The organism is Olivibacter sp. XZL3 (assembly GCF_004368405.1).
Lineage (GTDB): Bacteria > Bacteroidota > Bacteroidia > Sphingobacteriales > Sphingobacteriaceae > Olivibacter.
In genome coordinates this window covers 48719-74667 of record NZ_SBJH01000026.1, presented here as the reverse complement: position 1 = coordinate 74667, position 25949 = coordinate 48719, and the positions used below count along the sequence as shown (strand labels likewise).

The following is a 25949-nucleotide window of genomic DNA, read 5'->3' as shown; positions in this document are numbered from 1 at the left end:
TAAATGATTATGAGGAGGATTAAGCAGCTTTTTTGGTTTTGTAGCGGGGCACATATTCCTACCTTGTTAAAAACGCCTTCAGAACATAACAAATATGTTAGCATCGGCGCAACGATCTTCTTTACGGGCCTGTTTGCCGCTTTGGCGGCAAGTTATGCGCTTTATTTTGTTTTTAGTGGAAGTGCTTATGCGTTTTCCGCTTCTTTGGTTTTCGGTGCGCTTTGGGGCTTAGCTATTTTTAATCTGGATCGCTACATCGTTTCGACGATCAATAAGAGCGCTTCTCCTTTCAAACAAGTTTTACAGGCCACGCCGCGCTTACTATTGGCGATATTGATCGGAATTGTAATTTCCAGGCCTTTAGAGTTAAAGATCTTTGATAAAGAAATAAAAGAACAACTCAAAATAAATTACCTAAACGGACAAATACAGCGCATAAATAAGCAAAACCGCACCTTCAGCGAAAAGTATGGGAACGAGCTGGCCAAATTGCAGGAGCTCAAATTGGAACTCAATGTGCTCTCAGAAGCGATTAAGCAAGATCGTAAAAATTTGAACTTCGAGATATTTGGCAATAAGACAACAGAAACTTCCGGGATAATGGGATACGGACCCTATGCGAAGAGGAAAGAAGAATCTTTAATAGCGCAGGAAAATAGGGCTGTCGATTTGCAGAAGAGAATTGATGCGGAGGAACGTGCGCTAAATGGAAAGAAGCAGGCCGATGGCCTATATGATGAAAAGCTATTAACTTCCATTCAGCTGGACAGTATGGTAAAGCTTGCGGGGTTTGCCGACAGCAATGCGGCGCTCGAGCAATTAAAGTATCGTGAAACGGGAGAAATAAATGAGAGTAATTACTGGGCAATTACATTTATCAGTCTGTTGTTTGTTTTTTTCGAATGTTTGCCCGTGCTGGTTAAACTGATGAGTGCAAAAGGGCCTTATGACGCTTTAATAAATAATGAGGAGTTTGTACTTGTCTACCGATCCGATAAAGACAGGGCTATAGAGATGGAATTATTAGACCGTGCACAAGCGATCAAAGTAGACGCTTACCTAAAAAAGATACAGGCCGAATTAGGATAGCGCTCATTATTAACGCTAACAAATACGCATTAATAATGAGCAGCTGCCATTTATCTGATTTCTGAAACCTTAATCATGTTGGTTCGACCTTTCTCGCTGATTGGAATAGATGCCGTATTAACAACGAGGTCGCCGGAAGAAATAAGGCCCGTTTCCTTTAGTTGAGAATTTACATCGGCGATGGAAGAATCCGTACTTTCCTCTCCGTCATAATAGAATCCTTTTACTCCCCAAAGCAAACTTAAGGTATTTAAAAGCGCTTTGTTCCCTGTAAAAATATGGATATCAGAGTCCGGTCTATGACTTGAAATTTCGAATGCTGTATATCCCGATGACGTCATCGCAACAATGGCCTTTGCCTTCACTTGCTGTGCGAGGTATACAGATGAGGCGCAGATCGAATCCGGAATAGAGGTAGAAGGATTGTGGCCCGGCTTACGTGGAGAGGAGTAGGGATAAGCGGTGCTCTCTACGTTTTTAATAATCTTGGTCATGGTTTCGATCACTATTTCAGGAAACTCACCTACTGACGTTTCTCCACTAAGCATGACTGCGTCTGCTCCATCCAAAACGGAATTTGCCACATCATTCACTTCCGCTCGCGTTGGTCGAGGCGTTGTGATCATGCTTTCCAGCATCTGCGTAGCAATAATAACGGGCTTAGAAGTATCGCGGCATTTCTGAACGATCATTTTTTGCAATAACGGCACCTGCTCCATGGGTATCTCAACACCGAGATCTCCCCTGGCAACCATAACACCATCAGTAGCGGCAATAATACTGTCTATATTCTCGATGGCTTCCGGCTTTTCTATTTTTGCGATAATCCGCGCCGTTTTTCCTCGTTCGGCGATTATTTTTTTGCACAGAAGAATGTCTTCAGCTGTACGAACGAAGGACATACCGATCCATTCGACATCATAATTGAGCACGAAATGGAGGTTGTCTAAATCTTCTTCCGTTAAACTAGGGATGGATACTTTCGTGTTGGGAAGATTGACGCCCTTTCTTGAGGTTAACACGCCGCCGTGAACTACCTCACAAGCTACGGTATCAATACCGTTGGTGTTCAGCACCCTTAATTGGATCTTTCCATCATCTAATAAAATAATCTCGCCCTCTGTAACGTCCTTTGGAAATTCCTGATAGGTAATATAGATTTCGTCTTCATTTCCTATCATTTCTTTTGTCGTAATACGTAGCTGTTTACCATTTAATAAAATAGCTCCGCCTTCTTTCATTTTTCCAATCCGTATTTTGGGGCCCTGTAAGTCGGCTAAAATGCCAATATTCAGATTGTTTTCAGCGTTAATTTCTTTGATCGTATTGATCACCTTCAAATGGTCTTCTTGGCTACCATGTGAAAAGTTTAAACGACATACATCTACACCTTTTTCAATTAAGCTGCTTAATATTTCTTTCGGCGACGAGGCAGGGCCTAAAGTGGCCACAATTTTAGTTCTCTTATGAACTTTCTTCATTTTATTGCTAGTTTTAATGGCTTAGAGCATCCTATAAGCCCTTGATTGTAGGGCAAGTAGAAGCTCTTTTATGGTTGTTAATTTTCTTGTTCTTTTAATTGTTATTTCTCCCCTCTGAGAAGACTTTTCTTACTTTTTTCTATAATAGTGTAAAAGTTACACAGGCAAAGGTAAGAAAATCATTCTCAAGCTAAAATACTAAATTTTCTCTCGATTTCAACTTGTGTGGATCTATTTCGGAGGCAACCACCACATCCTTAAGATTATTTATCTGATTGATCTGCCAGACTAAAAGCTCTTCGTCAATCGCATTCTTCACCAAGAGAAAGAAATCGGTAACTTTCATTTCAGGAATCAGCGTTCCGCCTTCTATGCCTTTATTATTTAAAAGGTAATAGGAGGTTTCATTATTGATGTCCTCGTGGTTATACCTTCCAAAATAAAAAATCTGTTGCGGATCCTGCCAAATCTCATGATCATCGATCTTGTGAAGGTCGAGCCCTGTAACTTTATTAATATAATAGCAAAGGCGGTAATCCTTTAGGGGGCAGGTAATGGCCACTAAATTGAAATCGATATCCAATTCGTATTTTAACGTCAGCTTGTTCAATTTTCTATACTTTGTTGCAAACTTAGATAAATTGCTATTTTATTGCAATCTACATACTTAACACAAAATGAAAAATCGATTGTTATAAAGAACACTTAGGGCACGAAGAGCCAAAAGGGAGTAATTTTCTAGCTGAAGTTGGCTGCAATTGCCGTTGGTAAAATACCTGGTATATAAAGTAATTGGGGCTAAAACTTAAAAAGGTTTGATTTTTGCTGAATTTTATTTTTCTTTGCACTGATTTATTAAACATTAAACCATAAAAATCATGTCTGATATCGCTTCAAGAGTTAAAGCAATTATCGTTGAGAAATTAGGTGTTGACGAAAATGAAGTTACACCAGAGGCTTCATTCACCAATGATTTAGGTGCTGATTCACTAGACACCGTAGAGTTGATCATGGAGTTTGAAAAGGAATTCAACGTAGCTATCCCTGATGACCAAGCTGAAACCATCAGCACTGTTGGACAAGCTGTAGCTTACTTAGAAAAAAACGTTAACTAACTAAAAATTAGGCCAATCGAATAAATGGAGCTTAAAAGAGTAGTAGTAACAGGATTAGGTGCGCTTACTCCTATTGGTAATACTGTTTCTGAATATTGGAATGGTTTGATCAACGGGGTAAGCGGAGCTGCTCCTATTACGCATTTTGATGCAGAGAAATTCAAGACGAGATTTGCGTGTGAAGTAAAAGGCTTTGATCCTACTCAATTTATGGATCGGAAGGAGGCTCGTAAGTTAGATCCATTTGTTCACTACGCCCTAGCCTCTACGGAAGAGGCTGTAAGGGACGCCGGGTTAGAATTTGACAAGTTAAATACAAATCGTATCGGTGTAATTTGGGGGTCGGGAATCGGAGGTTTAAAAACCTTTTTAGATGAAGTAAGCAATTTTGCTAAGGGAGACGGAACACCGAGATACAATCCTTTTTTTATACCGAAAATGATATTAGATATATGTCCCGGACATATATCTATGAAGTATGGGTTGCATGGGTTGAACTTCTCTACCGTGTCTGCCTGTGCCTCTTCAACCCATGCCTTGATCGATTCCCTTAATTATATCCGTACAGGATATGCCGATGTGATCATCAGCGGCGGGTCGGAAGCGATTATCAATGAGGCGGGTATTGGCGGATTCAATGCCATGCATGCGCTTTCCACGCGCAACGATGACCCCTCAACGGCCTCGCGTCCGTTTGACAATGATCGGGACGGCTTTGTTGCTGGAGAAGGATCGGGAACAATTGTTCTGGAAAGCCTTGAGCACGCAAAAGCGCGAGGAGCAAAAATTTATGCGGAACTTATTGGAGGCGGCATGAGTGCTGATGCACACCATATTACGGCTTCTCATCCAGAGGGTCTTGGTGCGCGCTTAGCAATGACCAACGCGATAAGAGATGCACATATTTCCAATGAAGATATCGATTATATTAATGTACACGGTACTTCAACACCTGTAGGAGATATAAGCGAATCGAAGGCAATTCTCGACCATTTCGGCGAGCATGCCTATGCGCTTAATATCAGCTCAACCAAATCCATGACAGGGCACTTGTTAGGTGCGGCCGGCGCGGTGGAGTCGATCGCCTCTATTTTGGCCATCCGCAATGGTATTATACCACCAACGATCAATCACTTTACCGATGACCCGAACTTAGATAGCCGACTTAACTTTACGTTTAATAAACCGCAAAGTCGGACGGTTAACTATGCTTTAAGTAATACATTTGGTTTTGGTGGACATAATGCTTCAGTAATATTCAAAAAGTACGAAGAATAGATGCGTTTCTCTTAAGAAACGTATCTTCTTTGAACGCTTCGTTGATGGTATCTGTGGAATACTGAAAATTTCCAAATGAATAATGTCTATTTTTAGCATTTATAAGCTCTATCTTTCGCCCAAACGCAAATACGTCCGGGCGTTAAAGAATTTACTGGGATTTATACCTGGAAATCTGTATCTCTACCAAATGGCCTTTCGTCATAAGTCGGTTGCGATACAAGTAAAAAAGGGTACCAAAAACAGTAATGAGCGCTTGGAGTTTTTGGGTGATGCCATTTTGGGAGCGGTGATTGCGGAGCTTCTATTCAAGATGTATCCGTACAAAGACGAAGGTTTTTTGACGGAGATGAGATCCAAGATTGTAAGTCGGGTGCATCTAAACCAGTTGGCCAGAAAACTTGGTTTTGATGAACTCATACAATACGATTCGAAGATGGTGGGATATCCCGGCAAATCAAGCTCTTTATTAGGAGATGCTTTTGAGGCGCTAGTCGGCGCGGTTTATTTAGACAAGGGATACCTGTTTACGCGGAACTTTCTTTTGAGCCGCATCATTAAGCCGCATGTTGATATTCATTTGCTGGAGCAGACGGAAACCAACTTTAAGAGCAGATTGATTGAATGGTGCCAATCTACCGGAAATGAGGTGCTCTTTGAAGTTACCAATAATGCCGAAGGGGAAAGTGCTAAGTTATTTACGGTAGAGGCAATTATCTCTGGCGAAGTTAGGGGCACAGGGCGAGATTACAATAAAAAGAACGCAGAAAAGTTAGCCGCAGAAAAAGCCTGTGAAGCACTTGGTATTGTTTAACGGATACGTGCAAAGGTTTTCAATATCCATATTTATCTCTCCACAATTTTCTTAAATGTTCCCGTAGTTTTTGTTCGGCCGGGTTACTTCCGGGGTTATACAACTGTTGACCGCTTAATTCTTTTGGCATAAACTCTTGGTTGACGAAATTTCCTTCGTAGGCATGCGCGTATTTATAGTCCTTTCCGTAATCTAAATTTTTCATCAATTTTGTCGGCGCATTTCGGAGATGCAGCGGTACAGACAGGTTGCCGGTTTGTTTAACGAGGGCCTGTGCACGGTTTATTGCTTCATAGGAGGCATTGCTTTTGGGCGAAGAAGCCATATAGGTCACGGTCTGCGATAAGATAATTCTCGACTCGGGCCATCCGATAACATTAACCGCTTGAAAACAGTTGTTGGCAAGTAATAAAGCGTTCGGATTCGCATTGCCGATGTCTTCGGAAGCCAAAATTAGCAATCGCCGCGCGATAAACAAGGGATCCTCTCCTCCTTCAATCATCCGTGCAAGCCAATACACGGCGGCATTTGGGTCGCTCCCTCTAATCGACTTTATAAAAGCAGAAATAATATCGTAGTGCTGCTCTCCGGCCTTATCGTACAGCGCCATATTTTGCTGAACCTGTTTGAGCACAAATTCATTATTGATGTGATGCGCGTGACTTGGAAGTGCGTTGCTGACCAATTCTAACACATTGAGAAGTTTTCTGGCGTCCCCTCCCGAAATCCTAAAAAGGGCTTCATGCTCGTCAATGATGATTTCTTTTTCTTTCAGCACAGGGTCGTTGGCTATCGCTTTCTGCAGAAGGGTTAGCAGATCATTTTCTGCTAAAGCCTTAAGGGTATATACCTGGCATCTCGACAGCAATGCGGATATCACTTCGAAAGAAGGATTTTCAGTAGTCGCTCCTATTAATGTTACCAAGCCTCTTTCTACTGCATTTAATAAGGAGTCTTGTTGCGATTTGGAAAAACGATGAATTTCGTCAATAAAGAGAATAGGCTGCTCCTGAAACATCGCTTTGCTCCGATTCGCTTGCTCTATTACCTCTCTCACGTCTTTGACGCCAGCGTTGATTGCACTCAGACTGAAAAACGGACGATTTAACCGCTTGGATATGATATGGGCTAAGGTCGTCTTTCCCACTCCGGGAGGTCCCCAAAGAATCATTGACGGCAGATTGTTAGCCTCTATTGATTTTCTTAATACAGCATCGGGGCCTAACAAGTGATATTGGCCGACATAATCGTCTATGTTATCTGGCCGCATTCGCTCGGCCAAAGGAGGAATATTTGCCATGATTTTTAGCAAACCTACTGTTATTTTTGTCGAAAAGCAATAGCGATTTATTTGCGTTGATTTCAGGTCGTTCAGTTAATCCTTGGTTATCATAAAATTGCAAATCAAATCAATTTTATATAAGTTTGTATAATAGCAAAAAAATAAAAACAGTGTACGTGCAAAAGACGCTTAAATATATATTGGCTTCTTGTTTGTTTCTAGGTATTTCATTAAGTGTAAAAAGCAAGTCGTCCGATAAAACAAGTGATGATGGAGGGGTGTTGGCAGACACTGTATCGAAAAAGCAAGAGTTTACAGGCATAGGGCCATTTTATTATGAGCTCCCTCCCGAAAAGACAAAGGAGCAACTGCTCGAAGAAGAGTATGAGCGGAAACATAGGGCAGCCGTGTCTGTCATGAAGAGTTTAGAAGAACGGGGGCTGGCATCGGTTTTGCAGCAAACAGGACCCTATTCCCCACCGCTTCCTAACCCCATAAACACCGCCAACAGGGCGGATTTACAAGCAGCTCTTCAACGCTCTTTACAATCGTATTTGCAGCTCGGAAACATGGAGATGGTGTCTGATTTACAAAATCGCCTAGCCGTCCTGTATGTAGAGGATAAGGGATACGAAAGGGCTATCGGTAGTTTCGAAAGGGCACTGGCAATAAAAGTCGAAATCGACGATTTCAATGCACAGGCGGTTATCGCAAACAATCTGGGGGCTTTATACGAGTTTTTGGACAGTACAGACAAAGCGTTGCTGTATTATGAACGTATGAATAAAGCGGCGTTAAAAGCAAAGAATATTCATAACGAAGCGGTGGCTCTAGAGCATTTGGCACTATTGAAGGCAAGAAAAGGGCAGTTTAAAGAAGCGCAACACGATATTATAAAGCGAGTTTTGCCCTTATATAAGCGGGACAAAAACATAAGCGGCCGCGTGAGTGCTTACAATAGTTTAGCGGCTGTCTATTTGTTGGAAGAAAGATATACCGAATCTAGGTGGTTTCATCTGCAAGCGGTGAAAGTCGCATCGATGGCAAACGATAAACAGCGCGACCTGTCATACAGTTTATATCACCTTGGGAACGTGAAAAAGATATTGAAAGAGTATGATCTAGCGATCAGTGACTATACATCTGCTGCTACCTACGCTTTGCAGGCCGGTGATGAAATGTTAACGCTGCGTATTTATGACGACTTAGGCGATATGTATTTGCAAACAAAAGACTACGAAAAAGCCGCCGAATACCTAGCTGAATATCAGCATATTAAAAACCGGTTATTCCCCCCTGCCAGTGTAAAGGATGTTGCGTCGGCACCTAGGGTAGGAAGTGCCATGACAGTGATGCAGCATTTTTCTATGCAAAGGTAACCCGTAAAAGAACAAGCATCGCACAAATGTAAAAATTATATGATTTACAAGGGAAATAGCGTTGTGCGACATAGCGATGTCGTTTTTGGTTCTTTTTTTGATAAATTTAAAGCCTTGACGACGGCGTCGTCCAAGAAAGTATATATTTAAATAATGGATATTAAATCATTCCAAGAGATGTTGAAAAAATTGTTTTTGGCGTTGTTTATTGCTGCAGCAGTTGCTTGCAGTGCTAATCCACGCGTTAAATTGGATGAAGGTGCAGGCGTTCTGCGGCCCAATGCCAAGCAAGAGATTATAACGAAGGACTTAGTGGCCCTATTGGAGAAGGCGCACTACAAGAAGGTTCCTTTTAATGATTCTCTGTCTTCGGCCGTGTTCGATCTGTATTTGAAGGGACTTGACCAAGGGAAGAATTACTTTCTCCAATCAGATATTGATAGTTTTGAGCCTTATCGTAAAGTGTTGCTAAATGATTTGAAAAATGGCGATTTAAGTGCGATGTTTCATATTTACAACGTTTATAGAAAGCGATTTAATGAGCAATTGAAGTATGCTATCTCCCAGATCGATAATAAGTACGATTTTACAAAGGACGAGTCCTTTGTTTACGACCGTGAGCAATTGGGCTGGTTTAAAACTGAGGCAGAGGCTAAAGAGAGTTGGAAGAAGAGAATAAAGTATGATCTCTTAAACTTGAAATTGAGCAGCACGGGAAAAGAGGGAGAAGAAGCAAAGAATAGAAAGACGCTGAAGGAACGCTATCAAAATTTGCTTTCACAAGAAAACACGTCTAATAACTACGATGCTTTTCAAATTATGATGAACGCGTTTACAGGTGCAATTGATCCGCATACCAACTATTTCACACCGGAAGACGCGCAGCGATTCAATGAAAGCATGGCTCGTTCATTCGAAGGGATTGGGGCTCAGTTAATGATGGACAACGAGGTGGTAAAGGTCATGCGTATTGTACCCGGCGGCCCTGCGTTTCGGGATAAGACACTCAAGCAAGACGATCGGATTATCGCGGTTGCGCAAGGCGATGGCGAATTTGTGGATGTAGTTGGTTGGCGACTTGGCAACGTGGTGTCTAAAATAAAGGGACCTAAAGGAACTACGGTTCGGCTGAAAGTGATTCCTGCCGGACAAGAACTGACCTCGGAGCCGAAGATTATATCGCTGGTGAGGGACAAGATTGTGGATGAAGAGCAGTCTGCAAAAAAGGAGATAAAAGAAGTAAAGGGAGCAGATGGACGCACTTATAGAATCGGTGTCATTAAGGTGCCGGGTTTTTATTTGAACTTTAAAGAAATGCAAGCGGGGAATCCGGACTACAAAAGTACCACACGAGACGTAAGGCGAATTTTAGATACCTTAAAGCAAGAGAAGGTAGACGGGGTGTTGATGGATTTAAGAGCCAATGGAGGAGGATCTTTGATAGAGGCCGTTGAATTAACGGGACTTTTTATTAAATCCGGCCCGGTTGTGCAGGTAAGAGATCCGAACGACCGCGTGGAGATCAACAACGATGAAGACGAAAGTATTAGTTGGGAAGGACCGTTGGGCGTTATGATCGACCGGTTTAGCGCTTCTGCGTCGGAAATATTCGCGGCCGCTATTCAAGATTATGGACGGGGAATTATTATCGGAACGCAGTCGTACGGTAAAGGAACCGTTCAAAGCGCGGTAGTAATGGACCAATTTATTAGCAGAGCAGATAGGTTGTTGCTGAGTGCAAGAGATAAGGCAAGCGAGCCGACTAATGTAGACGAAAGTATGCCGCAAGGAGCACCTAAATTTGGTCAGATTAACTTTACTACGTTTAAATTCTATCGAGTAAACGGGAGCAGCACGCAGCATAAGGGAGTTACACCGGATATTGAGTTTCCAATGATTTATGCGGCCGATAAATTTGGTGAGAGTTCGGAAAAGGCGGCCCTGCCCTGGGATCAGATTAAATCGTCTGCATTTACGCCTTATGCCGATCTAAGTGCTGTTAAACCTACATTGATCGAAAAGCACAACGAGCGTATGAAGAACTCCACGGAATATAAATACCTCCTTGATGATATCGAGACGTTTAATAAGCGGGAAGGGGAAACTGCGGTATCTTTACAGGAAGCGAAGTTAAAGAAAGAACGAGAAGAGCAGGAGGCAAAAAACCGAGAGCGGGTAAATGCCCGTCGGCAACTAAAAGGCTTGCCTGCAATAGCCAAGGGGGAAGCGTTGCCACGCATGGATAATGATTTTATTGAAGACGAAAGTCTGGAGATTATGGCTGATTTTATAGAGTTGAAGCCGGCCGCTAATAGCAAGACAGCCACCGCGGTAAGGTAGTGCCTAGGGGGCGCCTCCTGTAAACAAAGATAGCCACTCGAAGTGGCTATCTTTGTTTACAGGATTTTTCTACATTTAAAAATAAGAAGAGTTAGTGTTTACCTATAATAGTTTCTTATGTCTACTGAGAAGATCATTTTGGATAATATAAAATACAGAAGGAGTATTTTCCCTGCAAGTTATATTGATCGGGATATTCCGGATGAGGTAATTAAAGAACTTCTGACATATGCGAATTACGCGCCAAGTCACAAACTTACGCAACCTTGGTTTTTTACGGTGTTCAACGGGGAGGGCCTCTTAGGGCTTGCAGATAAGATGGCTGAGTTATATCGCTTGCAAACAGACGAAGAGCAGTTTTTACAAAAAAAGTACGACAATATTCGCGAAAAGGTTCTGAAATCCGCAGCGGTAATTGCGATTAATATAGCCTATAGCGATGTGGTTCCTCGGTGGGAGGAAATTGCGGCTGTAGGATGTGCAACACAAAATCTATGGTTAGCTGCACGCGCAAAAGGCATCGGGGGCTATTGGAGTACGCCCGGGACGCTAGGCGATATGCAGGAATTTTTACAACTTGAAGCGCATGAAGAGTGCTTGGGTCTTTTCTACTTAGGATATCATGAGGAAAAGGAAAGGCTCGGATTGCGAAAGCCTATCGAAGAAAAAATTCGCTGGGTGAAGCGTTAAAGCTTATTCGCCACAAATGCATGAAATCATCTCCGAGCGATCAATTCCGGTCTCTCGCTCTGCTTTTATCTCCTTGGGTAATCTGATTGATAAAGTTTGCCCATGCTAAGGGACTAAATAAAGCATTAGAATTACGTTGATTGACAGCCTTGTTCGTCAATCCGATATGCCTGCCTGTTGCATCTAGATTTTGTATTTCCGCGGCATTTCTTGGAACCACTTTAGACATTGCTACCAAAGACTCATACGAGAGGTTTCTTTGGGCGATCAAGTAATCGTCGTCTGCAATCTGCAAGTTCATAAAGGCGTAGTTGAACTCGTCGATACTTGCCCAAGGGTATACGGTAACAACAGGAAGATCAATAATCTGCGCCTTCATGGTTAAGTTAACGGTGACTTTATTGTCATTTGTTCTTGGTATAACGAGCTGTTCCGAGCGGTAGCCTACGGCACTTAGTTTAATTGTATCTCCTTCATGAGCCACAAATGAAAAGAACCCTTGGTGATTTGCGTTAAAAAGTTGCCTTTGATAAGAAAGGTTTGTTAAGGTCACATAAGGAACAGCAATGTTGGAATCGGCATTATGTATAACTCCACTAAACTGCACGAGCTTTCTTTCCGTAGACTGCTGGGCTAGTGCCAAAGCAGGTACGCCAAAAATAAGTAAGCAAGCTACAAAGATGATGTTTTTCATAATGCAGTAAAACTACCAAAACTCAACAAAACCACCTGTTAAATAATGTTAAAGGACGATCAGGTTTAGTTAATGCGTTGAGGCATGGTGGCGTTCGGGTCATTCGGGTCGGTAATGTTAATGGCTTCTACCGCGGTAATCTCAGGAACGGCTTTTTGAATGGCCTGTTCCAATCCCGCTTTGAAGGTCATAATACTCATTGAACACGACGCACAGGACCCCAACAAACGCAAGCGAACGACATTGTCCGGCGTGATTTCTTCTATGGTTACATTGCCACCGTCTGCCTCAAGATAAGGTCTTAGGGTGTTCAGTGCTTCTTCTACTCTCTCCTGTAAGCTCATAACCTTTGTGGGTTTAAAAATAGATGTAAAGATACTAAAAATTATTTATTGTATAAAATCGGGCTTGTGTTGTGCGGACAAGCGGTGTTGTAAAGACAGTTGCTGTGCAACCTTCTCGGCAATAGACAAAAAGTTCTGTGCAATTAAGTCGTCTTCGTCTGTCACGATAGGATAACCGTTGTCGCCCGCATCGCTAATGCTTTTGACCAAAGGAAGTTCACCTAAAAAAGGAGCCTCGAATTTTTCAGCAAGGTGTTTTCCGCCGTCCTTTCCAAAAATATAATATTTGTTGGCAGGCAGCTCCGCTGGTGTGAAATATGCCATGTTTTCAACAATTCCCAATAAGGGGATATTCACCGTGTTCATCATAAACATGCCGATTCCTTTCGTGGCGTCCGCCAATGCTACGTTTTGTGGCGTTGTCACAATCACGGCACCAGCCACCGGATAATTTTGAGCAACCGTAATATGTACGTCGCCGGTGCCCGGAGGTAGATCAACGACCAGGTAGTCCAAGTCGCCCCAGTCGGCATCATTGAATAATTGTTTAATAGCCGCGCTTACCATAGGGCCGCGCCAAGGAATGGGCTGGTTTGGATCGGTGAAGAAGCCAATGGATAGCAGTTTAATTCCAAATTTTTCGATAGGCTCAATCTTAGTCTTGCCGTCGGCCGTTTTCGAGGCTTTTGGACGTGCACCTTCCACGCCGAACATAATAGGGATTGAAGGACCATATATGTCTGCATCTAATAAGCCCGTTTTAGCCCCTTTTAAATGCAGGGCTAATGCCAAATTAGCTGCTACGGTTGATTTACCAACTCCACCTTTACCCGAAGCTACAACGATAATGTTTTTAATGTTCTCCAGCTGTTGGTTCGGAGCACTCTTTACCTGTGAGGTCATATTAATGGAAACTTCAATATCTTTATCGACGAAGTGTGCAATGGCGTTACGGCAGGCATGTTCAATATGATCTTTCATTGGACATGCCGGAGTAGTCAGTACCACGCTAAAGCTAACCTTGTTGGGCATGATCTCAATGTCTTTAACCATATTCAGGGTTACAAGATCTTTTTTGAAATCAGGATCTTCAACAAAACTTAAAGCATGTAATACCTGTTCTTTAGTTATCATTTTGAACTCCATGTTTTTTGCAAAAATACGAAATATGGGGCACATAATGTGGAGTTTGTGGAGGTTTGCGGTATTTCTACATTTTATAAACAAACGGGTTCTGCGTAACGGAATGGCGCTTGTACGCCTATCTTCATGAGGTTTACCGCTGATAATGATAGAATAGTGTTACTTTTGCCAAATATAGAAGCCTTCATTCGCTAGGATAAGAATATGTTTAAAAAGATTCACTCAAAACACGTTAAAATTGCTTTAATCGCCGTTGGAGGTATATTGGTGGTGTCGGCTGTTGTACTTGGCATCATTTATTATAAAAGAGCGGGCCTACTACAAGAGGCCTTACAACAAATAAAAGAGCGGGCAAAGACCGAATATGATCTGGATGTAAGCATAGATGATGCCTATTTTTCCGCGTTCAGTACGGTGACGTTCGAAAATTTTCGGGTACAACCGAATCAGCGAGCCCAGCTATTAGACGTGGAGTATCTCGACGTGACGGTAGAACTGTGGCCGCTGTTAGCAGGCAATGTCAAGGTATCTGCACTGAACCTTCATGATGCCAAACTCTCTTTTGTGAAGAAGGACAGTTTGAGCAATTACGACTTTTTATTTAAGCAGAAACAAGCAGATACGGTACGACGGCAGGCGGACATGAACCTGGCCGAACTCGCTGACAAATTGATCAATAGCGTACTTTATAAGGTTCCCGAGAACATGAAACTGGCGCATTTCGAAGCGACTTATCTAGATGACAGCACTAAACAAACCTTATCCGTACCGAAAGCCATAATTGACGATGGAAACCTCTCCTCTACGGTGGAAATCAATGGCAAGGAGGCAATATGGCACGTTCTCGGGAAAGTTCAGCCGAAAAAAAAGCAGCTTTACTTCAAGGTTTATGCCGAAGGAAAGGCTGTCGAATTGCCTATTATCAAGCGGAAATATGGGCTCACCTTGAAGTTCGATACCTTGGAAACCGACCTTCGGAATGTTGTAATGGACCGTGGGGAATTGCAGGTTTCCGGTGGTTTGGCAGCCAAAAATCTGATTGTTCAACATTGGAGAATATCCGAGCAAGAGATCGCAGTTCCGCGAACCACTATCGACGCAAAGGTATTGGTGGGCGAAAGCTACATAAGTTTAGATAAAAGTTCTGAAGTAAAGATCAAACAATTGTCGGCCCACCCATTCGGTAAGCTAAGCTTCAGGCCGCATCGAACGGTAGAGGCCGGAGTATTGATGCCGGAAATAGAGGCACAGGACATGTTCGATTCCTTTCCACAGGGAATGTTCGATAACCTGGAAGGCATCAGGGTATCCGGAAAATTAAAATATCACTTAGACTTGTTTGTCGACTTGGATAACCCCGACAGTGTGCGTTTGTCTGCCGGAATGGATAAGAAGGATTTTAGAATAAACTCCTGGGGAAAAACAAATCTAGCTAAGATCAATACGCCATTTATATATACAGCGTACGAAGATGGGAAAGCGATGCGGAGCATCCATGTATCGCCTGAGAATCCCAATTTTACGCCTTTGGATCAAATCGCCCCTGTTCTTAAAAATGCTGTATTAACGGCCGAAGATCCTTCCTTTTTCAGTCATAAGGGTTTTGTGGAAGATGCCTTTAAAGCGTCAATTACCGCTAATCTAAAGGCAAAGGCTTTTAAGCGGGGGGGAAGCACTATTTCCATGCAACTGGTAAAAAACGTATATCTCGGAAGAGAGAAGACTTTGGCGAGAAAGATTGAAGAGATCCTGATGGTGTGGTTAATAGAAAACAACCGGGTAGTAAGTAAAAGCAGAATGTTCGAGGTGTATCTCAATATCATCGAATGGGGAAGAAATGTGTACGGAATTGGAGAAGCGTCTAGGTTTTATTTCGGCAAACATCCATCGCAACTAAACTTGGGTGAAAGTATTTACTTGGCCAGCATTATACCGAAGCCGAAAACAGGTCTCTATCCTTTCCTATGGGACGGTCACTTGAAGCCCTATTTAGGGGGGTATTTTCGGCTAATAGGCGGTATTATGGCGAGAAGAGGGCTTGTTCCGCGTGATAGCAGCAGCTATGGGTTTTATGACGTGAGGCTTCGTGAGGCGCTTAGGCCGGCGCGGCCAGACACACTTCAAACAGACACGATAAAACGCGATCTTTTGGAACAGGAATTCGAAGAAGCAAAAAGCTTTTTGGAAAAGCTTTTTGGAAAAGATAAAAAGCAAGAGCAATAAGAAGTGATGAAAATACAAATAGACCATAAAGATTTCGAGTTAATGATCGAGCACGAGCAAGTTAAAAAGCGCTTGCGGCTGATAGGGATCCAACTGAATGTAGCCTACGAGTATAGCATACCCGTATTTATTGGTGTACTTAATGGGTGCTTTATGTTTATGGCGGATCTGATGAAGGAGGTTCACATTGCTTCAGAAGTTTGTTTCGTCAAAATGGCTTCATATAATGGAGATCAACGGCAGGAAGAAGTAAAAAGTTTGATCGGTCTGAGCCACTCTTTAAAAGGAAGAGAAGTGATTATTGTTGAGGATATTATAGACACTGGAAACACGTTGAAAGAAGTGATACAAATGGTAGAGAAAGAAGAACCAGCCTCCATTGCTGTTTGTACCTTGCTATTAAAGCCCGATGCCTTGGAACATGAATTTGAGGAGCTGGCTTATGTCGGTTTTGAAATTGAAAATGAGTTCGTGGTGGGGTATGGGTTGGATTATAACGGGATAGGGCGTAATCTGAAAGACATTTACCGGGCTGTATGAGGCGGCTTTCAGGTGACAACTAACAGGTATTTACACCAGGTGGGGGAAGCAGGGCATTCGAATGAAAAAAATATGCTAAGTTTGTACCGTAATACAGGTAAATACAATTTTATACACGGATGAAATTTCACAAAGAGGGTTACACAACGTTAGCGCTTTCCATATTGTTCGTTTTTGTAATAAACGCATTGGTGCATTTTTTTTATTCAGACAATGTCGTGCTGACCTGGATTGTGTATATCATTTCGTTCGTGCTTTTGGTAACGGTTATACAGTTTTTCAGAAGTCCAATTCGTAAGATAACCCCCGGTGAGCAAAAGATTCTGTGTCCGGCCGACGGCAAGGTCGTAGTTATCGAGGAAACAGAAGAAACCGAATACTTCAAGGATCGACGTTTACAGATATCTATTTTCATGTCACCTATCAACGTACACATCAACCGCAGTCCGATTGCGGGAGTCGTTCGGTTTTTCAAATATCATCCGGGGAAATACCTGATGGCTTGGAACCCAAAATCGTCCACTTTAAACGAGCGGACCACCATCGTCGTGGAAAGCTCCTTCGGTGTAGAGGTTTTATTTAGGCAAATTGCCGGTGCTTTGGCAAGGCGAATTGTGTGGTATGTAAATGAAGGGAAAGAAGTAAAACAAGGTGAAGAATTCGGCTTTATTAAATTTGGTTCGCGCGTAGATGTGTTTCTGCCTCTTGGCACCAAAGTGAACGTAAAGCTTGGTGATAAGGTGAAGGGAGGCGTTACAGTTTTAGGCGAGTTTGACGAAGAACAGCCTATTAGTTAAGATCTAATCTAAGCGGATATGCAATTCAAGTTATTGGTTTCACTAAATGCATTGATTGTTGCCCTATCGTTAAGCTCCGTAAATTTCTACTTTCAGCACAGCTGGTATTATTTCCTTATTACCTTTGTAATTGCCTTTATTTGCAGCTTTTTCGTTTTTTACTATCTCATAGAGCGCTACGTCTATCGAAAAATAACACTCATTTATAAGATGATTCATAACCTGAAGCTCGGCAAAGAACTGAAGGAGGCCTTGGGTGAGCAATTGGGCGATGATCCTATTAACGACGTACACGAAGAGGTGAGATCCTGGGCGAGGGAAAAAAAGATAGAAATCGACGCTTTAAAGAACCAAGAGCAATTTCGCCGAGAGTTTCTTTCCAATATATCACACGAATTTAAGACTCCTTTGTTTGCTATACAGGGCTATTTAGAAGCTGTACAAGACGGATTAATGTATGAGGATCCTGAAAGAGCGGAGGCCTTTTTACAAAAAGCATCCAATAATATTGATCGGCTGAGTTACTTAATAAAGGATTTGGACGAAATTGCTAAATTGGAAAGCGGTGAAATCAAGATCAATTATCAGCGATTTGATCTCTCTTTGCTTGTGAAGGAAGTCATGGAATCGCTGGAGTTAAAGGCCGAGAAACACGGCATAGAGTTGATTTTTAAGCAGAAGTACAGTCACCCGATTTTTGTAAATGCCGATCGCGAAAAGATCCGTCAGGTGCTGGTAAATCTAATTAGCAATTCGATTAAGTATGGTAAAGAAAAAGGTCATACTTATATCAAAACTTATGAACTGCACGATCAAGTGCTTGTCGAAGTAACTGATGATGGAATCGGAATCGAAGAGAAATATCTACCTCGTTTATTCGAAAGGTTTTTCAGGACGGATCGGAGTCGCTCAAGGCAGATTGGCGGTTCGGGGCTCGGTCTTGCCATTGTCAAACATATACTCGAAGCGCATCAACAGACCGTTTCCGTTAGAAGTACGGAGGGAATCGGATCGACATTTGGCTTTACCTTGGCCAAGGTCTGATCGCCACGGTAGTACGTTACACAAAGGCCTGTCCTGATAGAGTTTGCATAAACTTAACATTAACTTAACATAAAGGATATACCTTTGCAGGATAATTTATAAAAAACAAAATGTCGCTAAACAGTATATTCCAATACTTCGTTCCAAAGGACAAAAAGTTTTTCCCCCTTTTTGAACAGGCAAGTACCAACCTGATAGACATCGCTCAGGCGCTTAATGAAGCGGTTAATACGGATGATCTAGAACTAAGAAAATCACTTTATAAAAAGGTCAAAGATTTAGAGCACAAAGGCGATGATATTACGCATCAAATACATTTAGAGTTAGGCAAAAACTTTATCACCCCGTTTGATCGTGAAGACATCCATACGCTTGCCAGCGCTTTGGATGACATCGCCGATTATATTTTTGATTCTGCCAACCGGATGGAACTTTACCACGTGGACACGATTACAGAGCCGATACGCGAATTGGCCGGATTAATCGTAGAGGCTGTCAATGCTCTTTCCAAAGGAATGCATGAGTTGAGAAATCTTAAAAACGTCCGGAGTATTGCCGATGCCTGTGTTCGGGTGAATAGTGTGGAGAATAAGGCCGACTACGTTTACAATAAAGCGATAGGCGACCTGTTCTTATATGAAAAAGATGCGATAGCGCTTATAAAGTATAAGGAAGTTCTTGCCACGCTGGAAACGGCAACAGATATGTGTGAAGATGTGGCAAATGTCTTGGAAAGTATTTTAGTGAAAAACGCATAACATCTTGACTGTAATCAAGAATACATTTAAGCCCTTCACAAGTTAAAATTTAAAATCTATGTTAACCATATTGGTCGTTGTTATTGTGTTAGCGGTTGCTTTTGACTACATAAACGGTTTCCACGATGCAGCCAACTCTATCGCTACCATTGTATCAACAAAGGTGCTCACCCCTTTTCAGGCAGTACTTTGGGCCGCCGCCTTTAACTTTGCGGCGTATTTTTATTTTACCGATCATAAAGTTGCCAACACGATCGCTAAGACCGTTGTTGAAAACTACATTACCTTGGAAGTGATCCTCGCAGGATTAATTGCAGCTATTAGCTGGAACTTATTTACTTGGTATTACGGTATACCGTCCAGTTCTTCGCATACATTAATCGGCGGCTTTGCCGGCGCCGGGATGGCTCACGCGCTATTTTTAGGAGATTCTGTCATGGGGGCGATTAATTTAGGCCCTACACTAAAAATTATCTCTTTCATTGTTTTGGCTCCGGTTATCGGTATGCTGATATCGATTGTAATAACGCTTATTATTTTACATTTGGCTAAGCATTCCCGACCGGCTATTGCGGAGAAGTGGTTTAGACGGACGCAACTTATTTCTTCTGCTGCCCTCAGTTTTGCTCACGGCGGAAATGATGCGCAAAAAGTTATGGGTATTATTGTGGTCGCCATGGTTGCTGGAGGATACTTGCCAAATGCGGATCATATGCCGGAGTGGATTCCCCTTACGTGTTATTCGGCCATCGCACTGGGGACAATGAGTGGCGGATGGAAAATTGTAAAGACAATGGGAACCAAAATCACCAAGGTAACCGCATTAGAGGGAGTAGGAGCTGAAACGGCGGGCGCATTAACATTGGGAATCACCGAACATTTTGGTATCCCCGTTTCTACAACGCATACCATTACCGGTTCTATCATCGGTGTCGGCTTAGTTAAGCGCGTTTCGGCCGTTCGTTGGGGCGTTACCATCAGCCTTTTATGGGCTTGGGTGTTAACCATTCCGGTATCTGCCATTTTAGCAGGTATAACCTACGGCATCATGCATTATATTTTGTAAGGGCGTTTGTTTTTGAAGGGTTTTTCCGCCTAATCAAAAACGAACGCTACTTCGCCAAATTTACTCCTTTGCCACCGAGGTCCAGCCTCAAGTAAGCGCTTGGCCTCGTCTATTTGCGCTTCGTTCCCTTTTATCGCTTGTATACTAAAAGGTCGTCCTTCCTCGTCTACTTCAAAACGGACAATTGCCTCCCCCCTTTCGATACTTGCTTTTACATTTTTCGCAATATAATTGTTAAAGCGATCCCAACCCCCCGCTGGTGATGCCGACGATCCCGCTACTTGTTTAGCGATCGGCAGTTTACTGCCAGATGCACCCTCAGTATTGAGTTCAACCGTTACTTCTTTAGTGCCGTTGTTGGCCTGATTCATGTTGTTTACCATCCATAGGAGCACACAGGCTAATATAAACAGTAAACAGGCAGCGGTCGCTATACCAAGTCGCTGAGAGGTGAAGAGCATCCGGTTCCTTTCTTGCGGCTGTTCGGTTATTCTATCTTGTAAACGCTGCTGTAATAGGGTGAGCTGATGGGGGTTGAGTCCTTTCTGCGTGTAGCCTTCAAGGGCATCATTTAAAAACGGATCATCCAAGGCCTCCCGCTCCAATTTATTCATCTCTTCGGGCGACAGCTGTCCTTTCAAATATTGCTGAATGCGTATGATATTGGTTGAATTACTTGTCATTTTTTTCCATACATATTTTTAAGTTTCGCTTGCCATTCTGTATATAGCTTTTTACCTTATTTAGATCGTAGCCGGTTATGTCTGCAATTTCTTTATAGCACTTTTGATCTAAGTAAAATAAACGTACACATACCCTTTGTTCTGTGTTTAACTGTTGTAAACAGTTTTCCATCAACGTAAGTTTGCTTTCAAGCGTATCTTCTCCTAAAGATGGATGCTCAATGAGCTCATTTTCCATAAACGAATTTTCGTCTATCGGTACAGTATTTCCTTTATTCGCTGCTCTTAGTGCCATCAGGCAATAATTTCTCGCGAACGAATATAGCCAACTTTTAAAATTGCTCACTGTATGGATACGTAGCTTTTTTATAAGTTGCTCAAATATCTGCATCACGGCGTCTTCACTTAAGGCCTCGTCTTTCAAATATTTCAGACAAACACCGTAAACCAAAGGCATATAAGGCTCGTATAGGGCGCCTAAAACCTGTAGCTCGCCCGTTGATTTATATTGTTCCAATAAATCTGCTTCATTCTTTATGTTGGTTCTTCTCTGAAATGCCAATGCGCGTGTTTTTTATAAGAGTCTAAAGTAGCCATATAAAACAACTTTCGCAATTGTTTAAGGCTTGAAAGTGCGTCATGGCGTACAAGTGCGGTATAGGGTGAAAAGAAGGAAACAATTGGGAATCAGCCTTGTTATACAAGAACAATTAAAAGCACTGGTTATGAAACAAGCGTGGCCATACGGTGTTCTCATCGGTATTCTTAGCGGAATATGGATTTTTGTTATTCAGAAAACAGGGGAAGGCCATTCAACAGGATTCCTTGGAATTTCATGGATGGAGTACCTTTCCGTTTTTATTCCATTTTTAGGGCTCTATTTTGGGATTGGTCACTACAAGAATATCCTTCCGGACAGGCGACTGTCGTTTTTTAGAGCTTTCGTCCAGGGGTTTATGATTCTATTAGTTGGGGGCGTATTGGCGGGTTTAGCCACGGCCTTGTTGCTGCAGTACGAACGACAACCTTATATGGAAGAATATATCGGCCGCTTTGGCGGTGCTCTGCTGGTCGGAATTTTATTAAATTTGGCAGTAAGTCTCTGGTTTATGAACAAGCCAAGAAATCTTTAGCAGTTTAGTTCCTATATCCCTAATTGTTTATGTACGCATAGCCGACGGCTTCGCTTTCTACGCTATTTCGTAAATTGCAGATAAAATCCACGTTATCTAAGTTTTTGATGTACTTTCGTGCAAATGGAATTGGACATAAACAATATTGATCAGGAAGCCCTCTTGGCGGCGGGTGTTATGGCCGCTATTTTTTTCGTTATTAAAGTCCTATATGCGAATACATTTAGCGCTACCCTCAAGCTGATTGCTCCGGAAAACCGGTTTATGAAGCCGGGTGAAGCATTTTTAGTGTTAATTCCCCTCTTTAATATGTATTGGAACTTTGAGCTGGCAAAGCGGATGTCGGACTCGTTGACCAACGAATTTTACGATCGCAAGATTGCTGAAGAAGAGTACCCTGGGCGTTCCACAGGGATTACGGTAGCCATCTTATACATTGTTACGATGTTTCCGCTCTCGCTCAGCATTTTGATGGGTATAAACTTAGTTTATCTTTTTTATTTTTTTGCCTATTGGGTTAAAATGAATAAGTTTCGCGAATTGTTGAAGGACCACAACATGTTCCTTGAAGAACAGAAAAAGCAAGAAAATTAAATTTCATGAACTTAGCGGTATTAATAGACTATTTAGAAAGCATTGCTCCCCTTCGCTATCAAGAATCTTATGATAATTCAGGATTGATCGTCGGGAACCGGAATCAGGAAGTTGATAGCGCGATTGTATCGCTTGATTGCACCGAAGAAGTGGTTGACGAAGCAATCCGGTCGGGATGCCAGTTAATCATTTCTCATCATCCGATTGTATTTAAAGGGTTGAAGCGCTTTAATGGGAGTACTTATGTGGAGCGGGTTGTGATGAAAGCTATTAAACATGATATTTCCCTGTACGCGATCCATACGAATTTAGACAATATTTACGGGGGCGTAAATAAGAAGATTGCCGAAAGGCTCACGTTGCAACATCTTTCAATTCTTTCTCCTAAAGAAGAATTGCTGCGAAAATTGGCGGTTTTCGTGCCAAAACAACAGGCGGAACAGCTTCGGTCGGCCTTGTTCGGCGCCGGGGCCGGACACATCGGTAATTACAGCGAATGTAGTTTTAATATCTCAGGAACAGGGACTTTTAAGGCAGAAGCCGACGCCAATCCCTATGTGGGGCAGGTGGGTAAGCGACATGAAGAAAATGAAGAGCGCATAGAGGTGATCTATCCACAGCATAAAGAACGGGAGATTTTGAGAGCGATGTATGAATCGCATCCCTATGAAGAAGTCGCTTATGATCTTTACAAACTCCAGAACAGCTATGACCAGGTGGGTAGCGGCATGATTGGAAGTTTAGCACAGCCAATGGAAGAAGCCGCCTTTCTCGGGTTTCTGAAGGACAGGTTGGCGGCGAAAGTTGTACGACATACTAACCTGAAAGGAAGGAAGGTGCAGCGAATTGCCGTTTGTGGGGGTTCGGGAGGGTTTTTGCTTCCCTATGCGATCAGGCAAGGTGCGGATGTATTTGTTACAGCTGATTACAAGTATCACGAATTTTTCGACGCAGAGGGCAAAATCGTTATCGCCGATGTTGGACATTTTGAAAGTGAGCAGTTTACGCAGGAATTATTGTTAGAAATAATTCAAAAAAAATTTCCTAACTTTGCAGTCCGTTTAACCGGAATAAATACAAACCCCATAAATTATTATATTTAATGGAACAAACCGTAGAGCAAAAGTTGCAGGCCCTTTGGGATTTGCAGACAATTCATACCAAAATTGATAAGATCCGTCAGGTCCGCGGGGAATTACCGATTGAAGTTGCTGATCTAGAAGATGAAGTGGCTGGTCTAGAAACGCGTATGGAGAAAATCCGTTCCGAGCTAGACGACTTAGAGGACGCCATCGTTAATCGTAAAAATATGATTAAGGAAGCGCAGGCGGCTATAAAAAAATACGAATCTCAGCTGAATGAAGTAAAGAACAACAGAGAGTACGACGCTATCACTAAAGAAATTGAGATTCAGGGACTGGAGATTCAAGTTTGCGAAAAGAAGATTCGCGAGCATGAGTTCGAAATTCGTAATAAAACAGAGATTTACGAAAAGACGCAAGGGGACCTAGAAGAGCGGAAAAAAGATTTGGCCGTTAAACAAGAGGAGTTAGATACCATAACTTCTGAAACGCAAAAGGATGAAGATACCTTGTTGCATAAGGCAGAAGAAGCAGAGACAAACATTGAAGAGCGTTTGCTGATCGCTTATACGCGATTAAGAAACAACGCGAAGAATGGCTTAGCCGTAGTGACTATAGACAGGGATTCATGCTCGGGATGTCACAATCAGATTCCGCCACAAAGGCAGCTAGATATCCGTCAGCGCAAAAAAATTATCGTTTGTGAACACTGCGGTCGCATTCTGGTAGATGAGGCCTTTGTAGAGAATACCTTGGAAGCCTAGAAGGATTCGTCATATAACATATTGTTAAGCTCAGGTCATATGTCCTGAGCTTTTTTATTAACAGCATACTTTGGCATCGTTCGTGCTGATAAAGAACAATTTTATTTATATAAATGTATATGACGCGCAGGTTAATATTATTCCTTTTACTTTCATTTAGCTTAATTCCATATACTTACGCTTCTTTTGAGTTCACCACCAACTGCAAGCAAGCCTATACGGAAATCTTAAATCTGCGGCTGGATGTCGCTCAACAATACCTGGAGAAAGAACGGGAGGCAAATCCTGAAAATAGGCTTATTCCGCTATTAGAAAATTATGTAGATTACTTTCGTATCCTCTCAAGCGATGATAAATCACTGTTTGATAAGCTTAAGAAAAATAAGTCGGCACGCCTGTCCAAAATCAGTGAGGGCTCGAAGGAATCGCCGTATTACCTGTTTGCCCAAGCCGAAATAAATTTGCAATGGGCGCTCGTTCGCGGTAAGTATCAGGAGTATGTGGCGAGTGCACTTGAGATAAAAAAAGCTTATAATATGCTGAATGAAAACCTCGAGAAATATCCTGACTTTCTTCCAAACAAAAAAGGTTTGGGAATGGTAAATGCCTTGATTGGTTCGTTGCCTTCGAGTGCACAAAAGGCTTTAGGAACGCTGGGCGTGCGTGGGAGCACCGAGCGTGGGGAAAAGATGTTGGAAGGGCTGGTGGAAGACTTGCCCAAGTCGCCCTATAAAATGTTCTACGATGAGTCTGTCTTTTATCTGATGCAGGTTTGGGTTAACATTACGAAGAAAAAGCAGGCATTCGAAGCCATCTATGTCTTGACGGATCCTATGGAAGATACCAGTTTGCTGAAGCTTTATATGCGTGCATTTACTGCGTTTAAGACCGGGCATAACGATGAAGCGATTAAACACCTAAGTTCGAGGCCGAAAGATGCAGATTATGTCGATTATCCTTACCTCGATTATTTACTCGGAATGGCTAAACTTCATAAATTGGACTTTTCGGCCGTAACGGATTTCCAACGCTTTCTTAATGGAAGTAACGGCGGCAGTTATGTAAAGGACGCTTACCTCCATTTAGCCTATATTTCTTTACTGAAGGGAGATAGCGCTGCGTATAAAACCTATTGTTCAAAAGTAAAGGTCGAAGGTACAACGTACGATGAGAAAGACAAACAAGCGCTCAGTGAAGTCGACGAAGGAATACCTAACATAAGCTTGCTAAAAGCAAGGTTTCTATTTGACGGAGGGTATTACAAAAGAGCAAAAGACTTATTGGCCAAGGAGAATGCGAACAGCTACAAACAAAAGCGCGATAAGATTGAATACTGTTATCGTTTTGCGCGGGTGTTCCATGAAACCGGTGGGGTGAACGGAGCGATCAAGTTTTATCAATATACCATAGCCTTTGGTAAAGATGCAAAGTACTATTACGCAGCTAATGCGGCTCTTTTCTTGGGCGATATTTATGTTGCCAAAAAGCAATATAAAACGGCTTCTAGCTATTATCATAAAGCGATCGATATGAAAAATCACGATTATGAAAGTAGCATAGAGAATAAAGCGAAGGAAGCTTTAAAAAGAATGGAAGGAAAGTATTAATTTTACCTC

At 42.3% G+C, this 25949-nt stretch carries 26 protein-coding genes; 18 read left to right on the top strand and 8 right to left on the bottom strand.

Features of this window, described 5'->3' with window-relative positions:
• Positions 1 to 9 precede the first annotated feature (9 nt).
• The gene (locus EPX21_RS07035) at positions 10 to 1089 is read left to right on the top strand and encodes a DUF4407 domain-containing protein (protein ID WP_134088960.1); all 1080 of its coding nucleotides are present in this window, start codon (positions 10 to 12) and stop codon (positions 1087 to 1089) included.
• 50 nt (positions 1090 to 1139) lie between these two features.
• Here EPX21_RS07035 and pyk read toward each other — a convergent pair whose 3' ends face one another.
• Both pyk and EPX21_RS07025 read right to left on the bottom strand, forming a co-directional pair.
• Positions 1140 to 2570 carry a pyruvate kinase gene (gene pyk / locus EPX21_RS07030; protein ID WP_134088959.1) on the bottom strand — a complete coding sequence of 477 codons (1431 nt, stop codon included), beginning with the start codon at positions 2568 to 2570 and terminating at the stop codon, positions 1140 to 1142.
• Between the two features lie 190 nt (positions 2571 to 2760).
• Positions 2761 to 3180, bottom strand: coding sequence for an IPExxxVDY family protein (locus EPX21_RS07025; protein ID WP_134088958.1), 420 nt, complete (start codon positions 3178 to 3180; stop codon positions 2761 to 2763).
• Between the two features lie 268 nt (positions 3181 to 3448).
• Here EPX21_RS07025 and EPX21_RS07020 point away from each other — a divergent pair, with 268 nt between their 5' ends.
• From EPX21_RS07020 to rnc, 3 genes are all read left to right on the top strand, one after another.
• Positions 3449 to 3685 carry an acyl carrier protein gene (locus EPX21_RS07020; protein ID WP_013664647.1) on the top strand — a complete coding sequence of 79 codons (237 nt, stop codon included), beginning with the start codon at positions 3449 to 3451 and terminating at the stop codon, positions 3683 to 3685.
• Between the two features lie 24 nt (positions 3686 to 3709).
• Positions 3710 to 4963 (top strand): beta-ketoacyl-ACP synthase II, encoded by a 1254-nt coding sequence (gene fabF / locus EPX21_RS07015; protein WP_134088957.1) that lies wholly within the window; start codon positions 3710 to 3712, stop codon positions 4961 to 4963.
• An 82-nt stretch (positions 4964 to 5045) separates the two neighbouring features.
• The gene (gene rnc, locus EPX21_RS07010; protein ID WP_134088956.1) at positions 5046 to 5777 is read left to right on the top strand and encodes a ribonuclease III; all 732 of its coding nucleotides are present in this window, start codon (positions 5046 to 5048) and stop codon (positions 5775 to 5777) included.
• Positions 5778 to 5796: 19 nt separating this feature from the next.
• Here the strand turns inward: rnc and EPX21_RS07005 are convergent, their stop codons facing one another.
• Positions 5797 to 7077, bottom strand: a complete 1281-nt coding sequence (locus EPX21_RS07005; RefSeq protein WP_134088955.1) for a replication-associated recombination protein A — start codon at positions 7075 to 7077, stop codon at positions 5797 to 5799.
• A 158-nt stretch (positions 7078 to 7235) separates the two neighbouring features.
• Between EPX21_RS07005 and EPX21_RS07000 the strand changes: the two genes are divergently transcribed.
• From EPX21_RS07000 to EPX21_RS06990, 3 genes are all read left to right on the top strand, one after another.
• Positions 7236 to 8438, top strand: coding sequence for a tetratricopeptide repeat protein (locus EPX21_RS07000; protein ID WP_134088954.1), 1203 nt, complete (start codon positions 7236 to 7238; stop codon positions 8436 to 8438).
• A gap of 153 nt (positions 8439 to 8591) precedes the next feature.
• Positions 8592 to 10778, top strand: a complete 2187-nt coding sequence (locus EPX21_RS06995; RefSeq protein ID WP_240768571.1) for a carboxy terminal-processing peptidase — start codon at positions 8592 to 8594, stop codon at positions 10776 to 10778.
• 117 nt (positions 10779 to 10895) lie between these two features.
• A complete protein-coding gene (locus tag EPX21_RS06990) occupies positions 10896 to 11468 on the top strand; it encodes a nitroreductase (RefSeq protein ID WP_134088953.1) in 573 nt (190 codons plus the stop codon).
• A gap of 40 nt (positions 11469 to 11508) precedes the next feature.
• Here EPX21_RS06990 and EPX21_RS06985 read toward each other — a convergent pair whose 3' ends face one another.
• From EPX21_RS06985 to EPX21_RS06975, 3 genes are all read right to left on the bottom strand, one after another.
• Positions 11509 to 12162, bottom strand: coding sequence for a hypothetical protein (locus EPX21_RS06985; RefSeq protein ID WP_134088952.1), 654 nt, complete (start codon positions 12160 to 12162; stop codon positions 11509 to 11511).
• A 65-nt stretch (positions 12163 to 12227) separates the two neighbouring features.
• Positions 12228 to 12506, bottom strand: a complete 279-nt coding sequence (locus tag EPX21_RS06980) for a NifU family protein (RefSeq protein ID WP_134088951.1) — start codon at positions 12504 to 12506, stop codon at positions 12228 to 12230.
• A gap of 45 nt (positions 12507 to 12551) precedes the next feature.
• Entirely contained in the window at positions 12552 to 13640 is a 1089-nt protein-coding gene (locus tag EPX21_RS06975; RefSeq protein WP_134088950.1) for an Mrp/NBP35 family ATP-binding protein, read from the bottom strand.
• Between the two features lie 213 nt (positions 13641 to 13853).
• Here EPX21_RS06975 and EPX21_RS06970 point away from each other — a divergent pair, with 213 nt between their 5' ends.
• The 6 genes from EPX21_RS06970 to EPX21_RS06945 all read left to right on the top strand — a co-directional run bounded on the left by EPX21_RS06970 (position 13854) and on the right by EPX21_RS06945 (position 20077).
• Positions 13854 to 15872: a biosynthetic peptidoglycan transglycosylase gene (locus EPX21_RS06970; protein ID WP_134088949.1), complete on the top strand. Its 2019-nt coding sequence runs from the start codon at positions 13854 to 13856 to the stop codon at positions 15870 to 15872.
• A 6-nt stretch (positions 15873 to 15878) separates the two neighbouring features.
• Positions 15879 to 16412 (top strand): hypoxanthine phosphoribosyltransferase, encoded by a 534-nt coding sequence (gene hpt, locus EPX21_RS06965; protein WP_134088948.1) that lies wholly within the window; start codon positions 15879 to 15881, stop codon positions 16410 to 16412.
• A gap of 119 nt (positions 16413 to 16531) precedes the next feature.
• Complete coding sequence (locus EPX21_RS06960; protein ID WP_134088947.1) at positions 16532 to 17209, top strand: phosphatidylserine decarboxylase family protein; 678 nt, start codon at positions 16532 to 16534, stop codon at positions 17207 to 17209.
• An 18-nt stretch (positions 17210 to 17227) separates the two neighbouring features.
• Complete coding sequence (locus EPX21_RS06955; RefSeq protein WP_134088946.1) at positions 17228 to 18253, top strand: cell wall metabolism sensor histidine kinase WalK; 1026 nt, start codon at positions 17228 to 17230, stop codon at positions 18251 to 18253.
• A gap of 110 nt (positions 18254 to 18363) precedes the next feature.
• Positions 18364 to 19011 (top strand): DUF47 domain-containing protein, encoded by a 648-nt coding sequence (locus EPX21_RS06950; protein ID WP_134088945.1) that lies wholly within the window; start codon positions 18364 to 18366, stop codon positions 19009 to 19011.
• Positions 19012 to 19069: 58 nt separating this feature from the next.
• Positions 19070 to 20077, top strand: a complete 1008-nt coding sequence (locus tag EPX21_RS06945; protein ID WP_134088944.1) for an inorganic phosphate transporter — start codon at positions 19070 to 19072, stop codon at positions 20075 to 20077.
• A 29-nt stretch (positions 20078 to 20106) separates the two neighbouring features.
• Here EPX21_RS06945 and EPX21_RS06940 read toward each other — a convergent pair whose 3' ends face one another.
• Together EPX21_RS06940 and EPX21_RS06935 are read right to left on the bottom strand one after the other, a co-directional pair.
• Positions 20107 to 20760 (bottom strand): hypothetical protein, encoded by a 654-nt coding sequence (locus EPX21_RS06940; protein WP_134088943.1) that lies wholly within the window; start codon positions 20758 to 20760, stop codon positions 20107 to 20109.
• Entirely contained in the window at positions 20750 to 21322 is a 573-nt protein-coding gene (locus tag EPX21_RS06935) for an RNA polymerase sigma factor (protein ID WP_134088942.1), read from the bottom strand. Before EPX21_RS06935 ends, EPX21_RS06940 begins: the two co-directional genes overlap by 11 nt.
• A 163-nt stretch (positions 21323 to 21485) precedes the next feature.
• On the opposite strand from EPX21_RS06935, the gene EPX21_RS06930 reads away from it, so the two are divergent.
• From EPX21_RS06930 to EPX21_RS06910, 5 genes are all read left to right on the top strand, one after another.
• Entirely contained in the window at positions 21486 to 21893 is a 408-nt protein-coding gene (locus tag EPX21_RS06930; RefSeq protein ID WP_134088941.1) for a DUF4199 domain-containing protein, read from the top strand.
• 123 nt (positions 21894 to 22016) lie between these two features.
• On the top strand, positions 22017 to 22487 hold the full coding sequence (locus tag EPX21_RS06925; RefSeq protein WP_134088940.1) for a hypothetical protein: 471 nt from the start codon (positions 22017 to 22019) through the stop codon (positions 22485 to 22487).
• A gap of 5 nt (positions 22488 to 22492) precedes the next feature.
• Positions 22493 to 23590: a Nif3-like dinuclear metal center hexameric protein gene (locus EPX21_RS06920; RefSeq protein WP_134088939.1), complete on the top strand. Its 1098-nt coding sequence runs from the start codon at positions 22493 to 22495 to the stop codon at positions 23588 to 23590.
• Positions 23590 to 24333: a zinc ribbon domain-containing protein gene (locus EPX21_RS06915; RefSeq protein ID WP_134088938.1), complete on the top strand. Its 744-nt coding sequence runs from the start codon at positions 23590 to 23592 to the stop codon at positions 24331 to 24333. The genes EPX21_RS06920 and EPX21_RS06915 overlap by 1 nt, the downstream gene beginning before the upstream one ends.
• A gap of 119 nt (positions 24334 to 24452) precedes the next feature.
• Positions 24453 to 25940, top strand: coding sequence for a tetratricopeptide repeat protein (locus tag EPX21_RS06910; protein WP_134088937.1), 1488 nt, complete (start codon positions 24453 to 24455; stop codon positions 25938 to 25940).
• Positions 25941 to 25949: the final 9 nt, after the last annotated feature.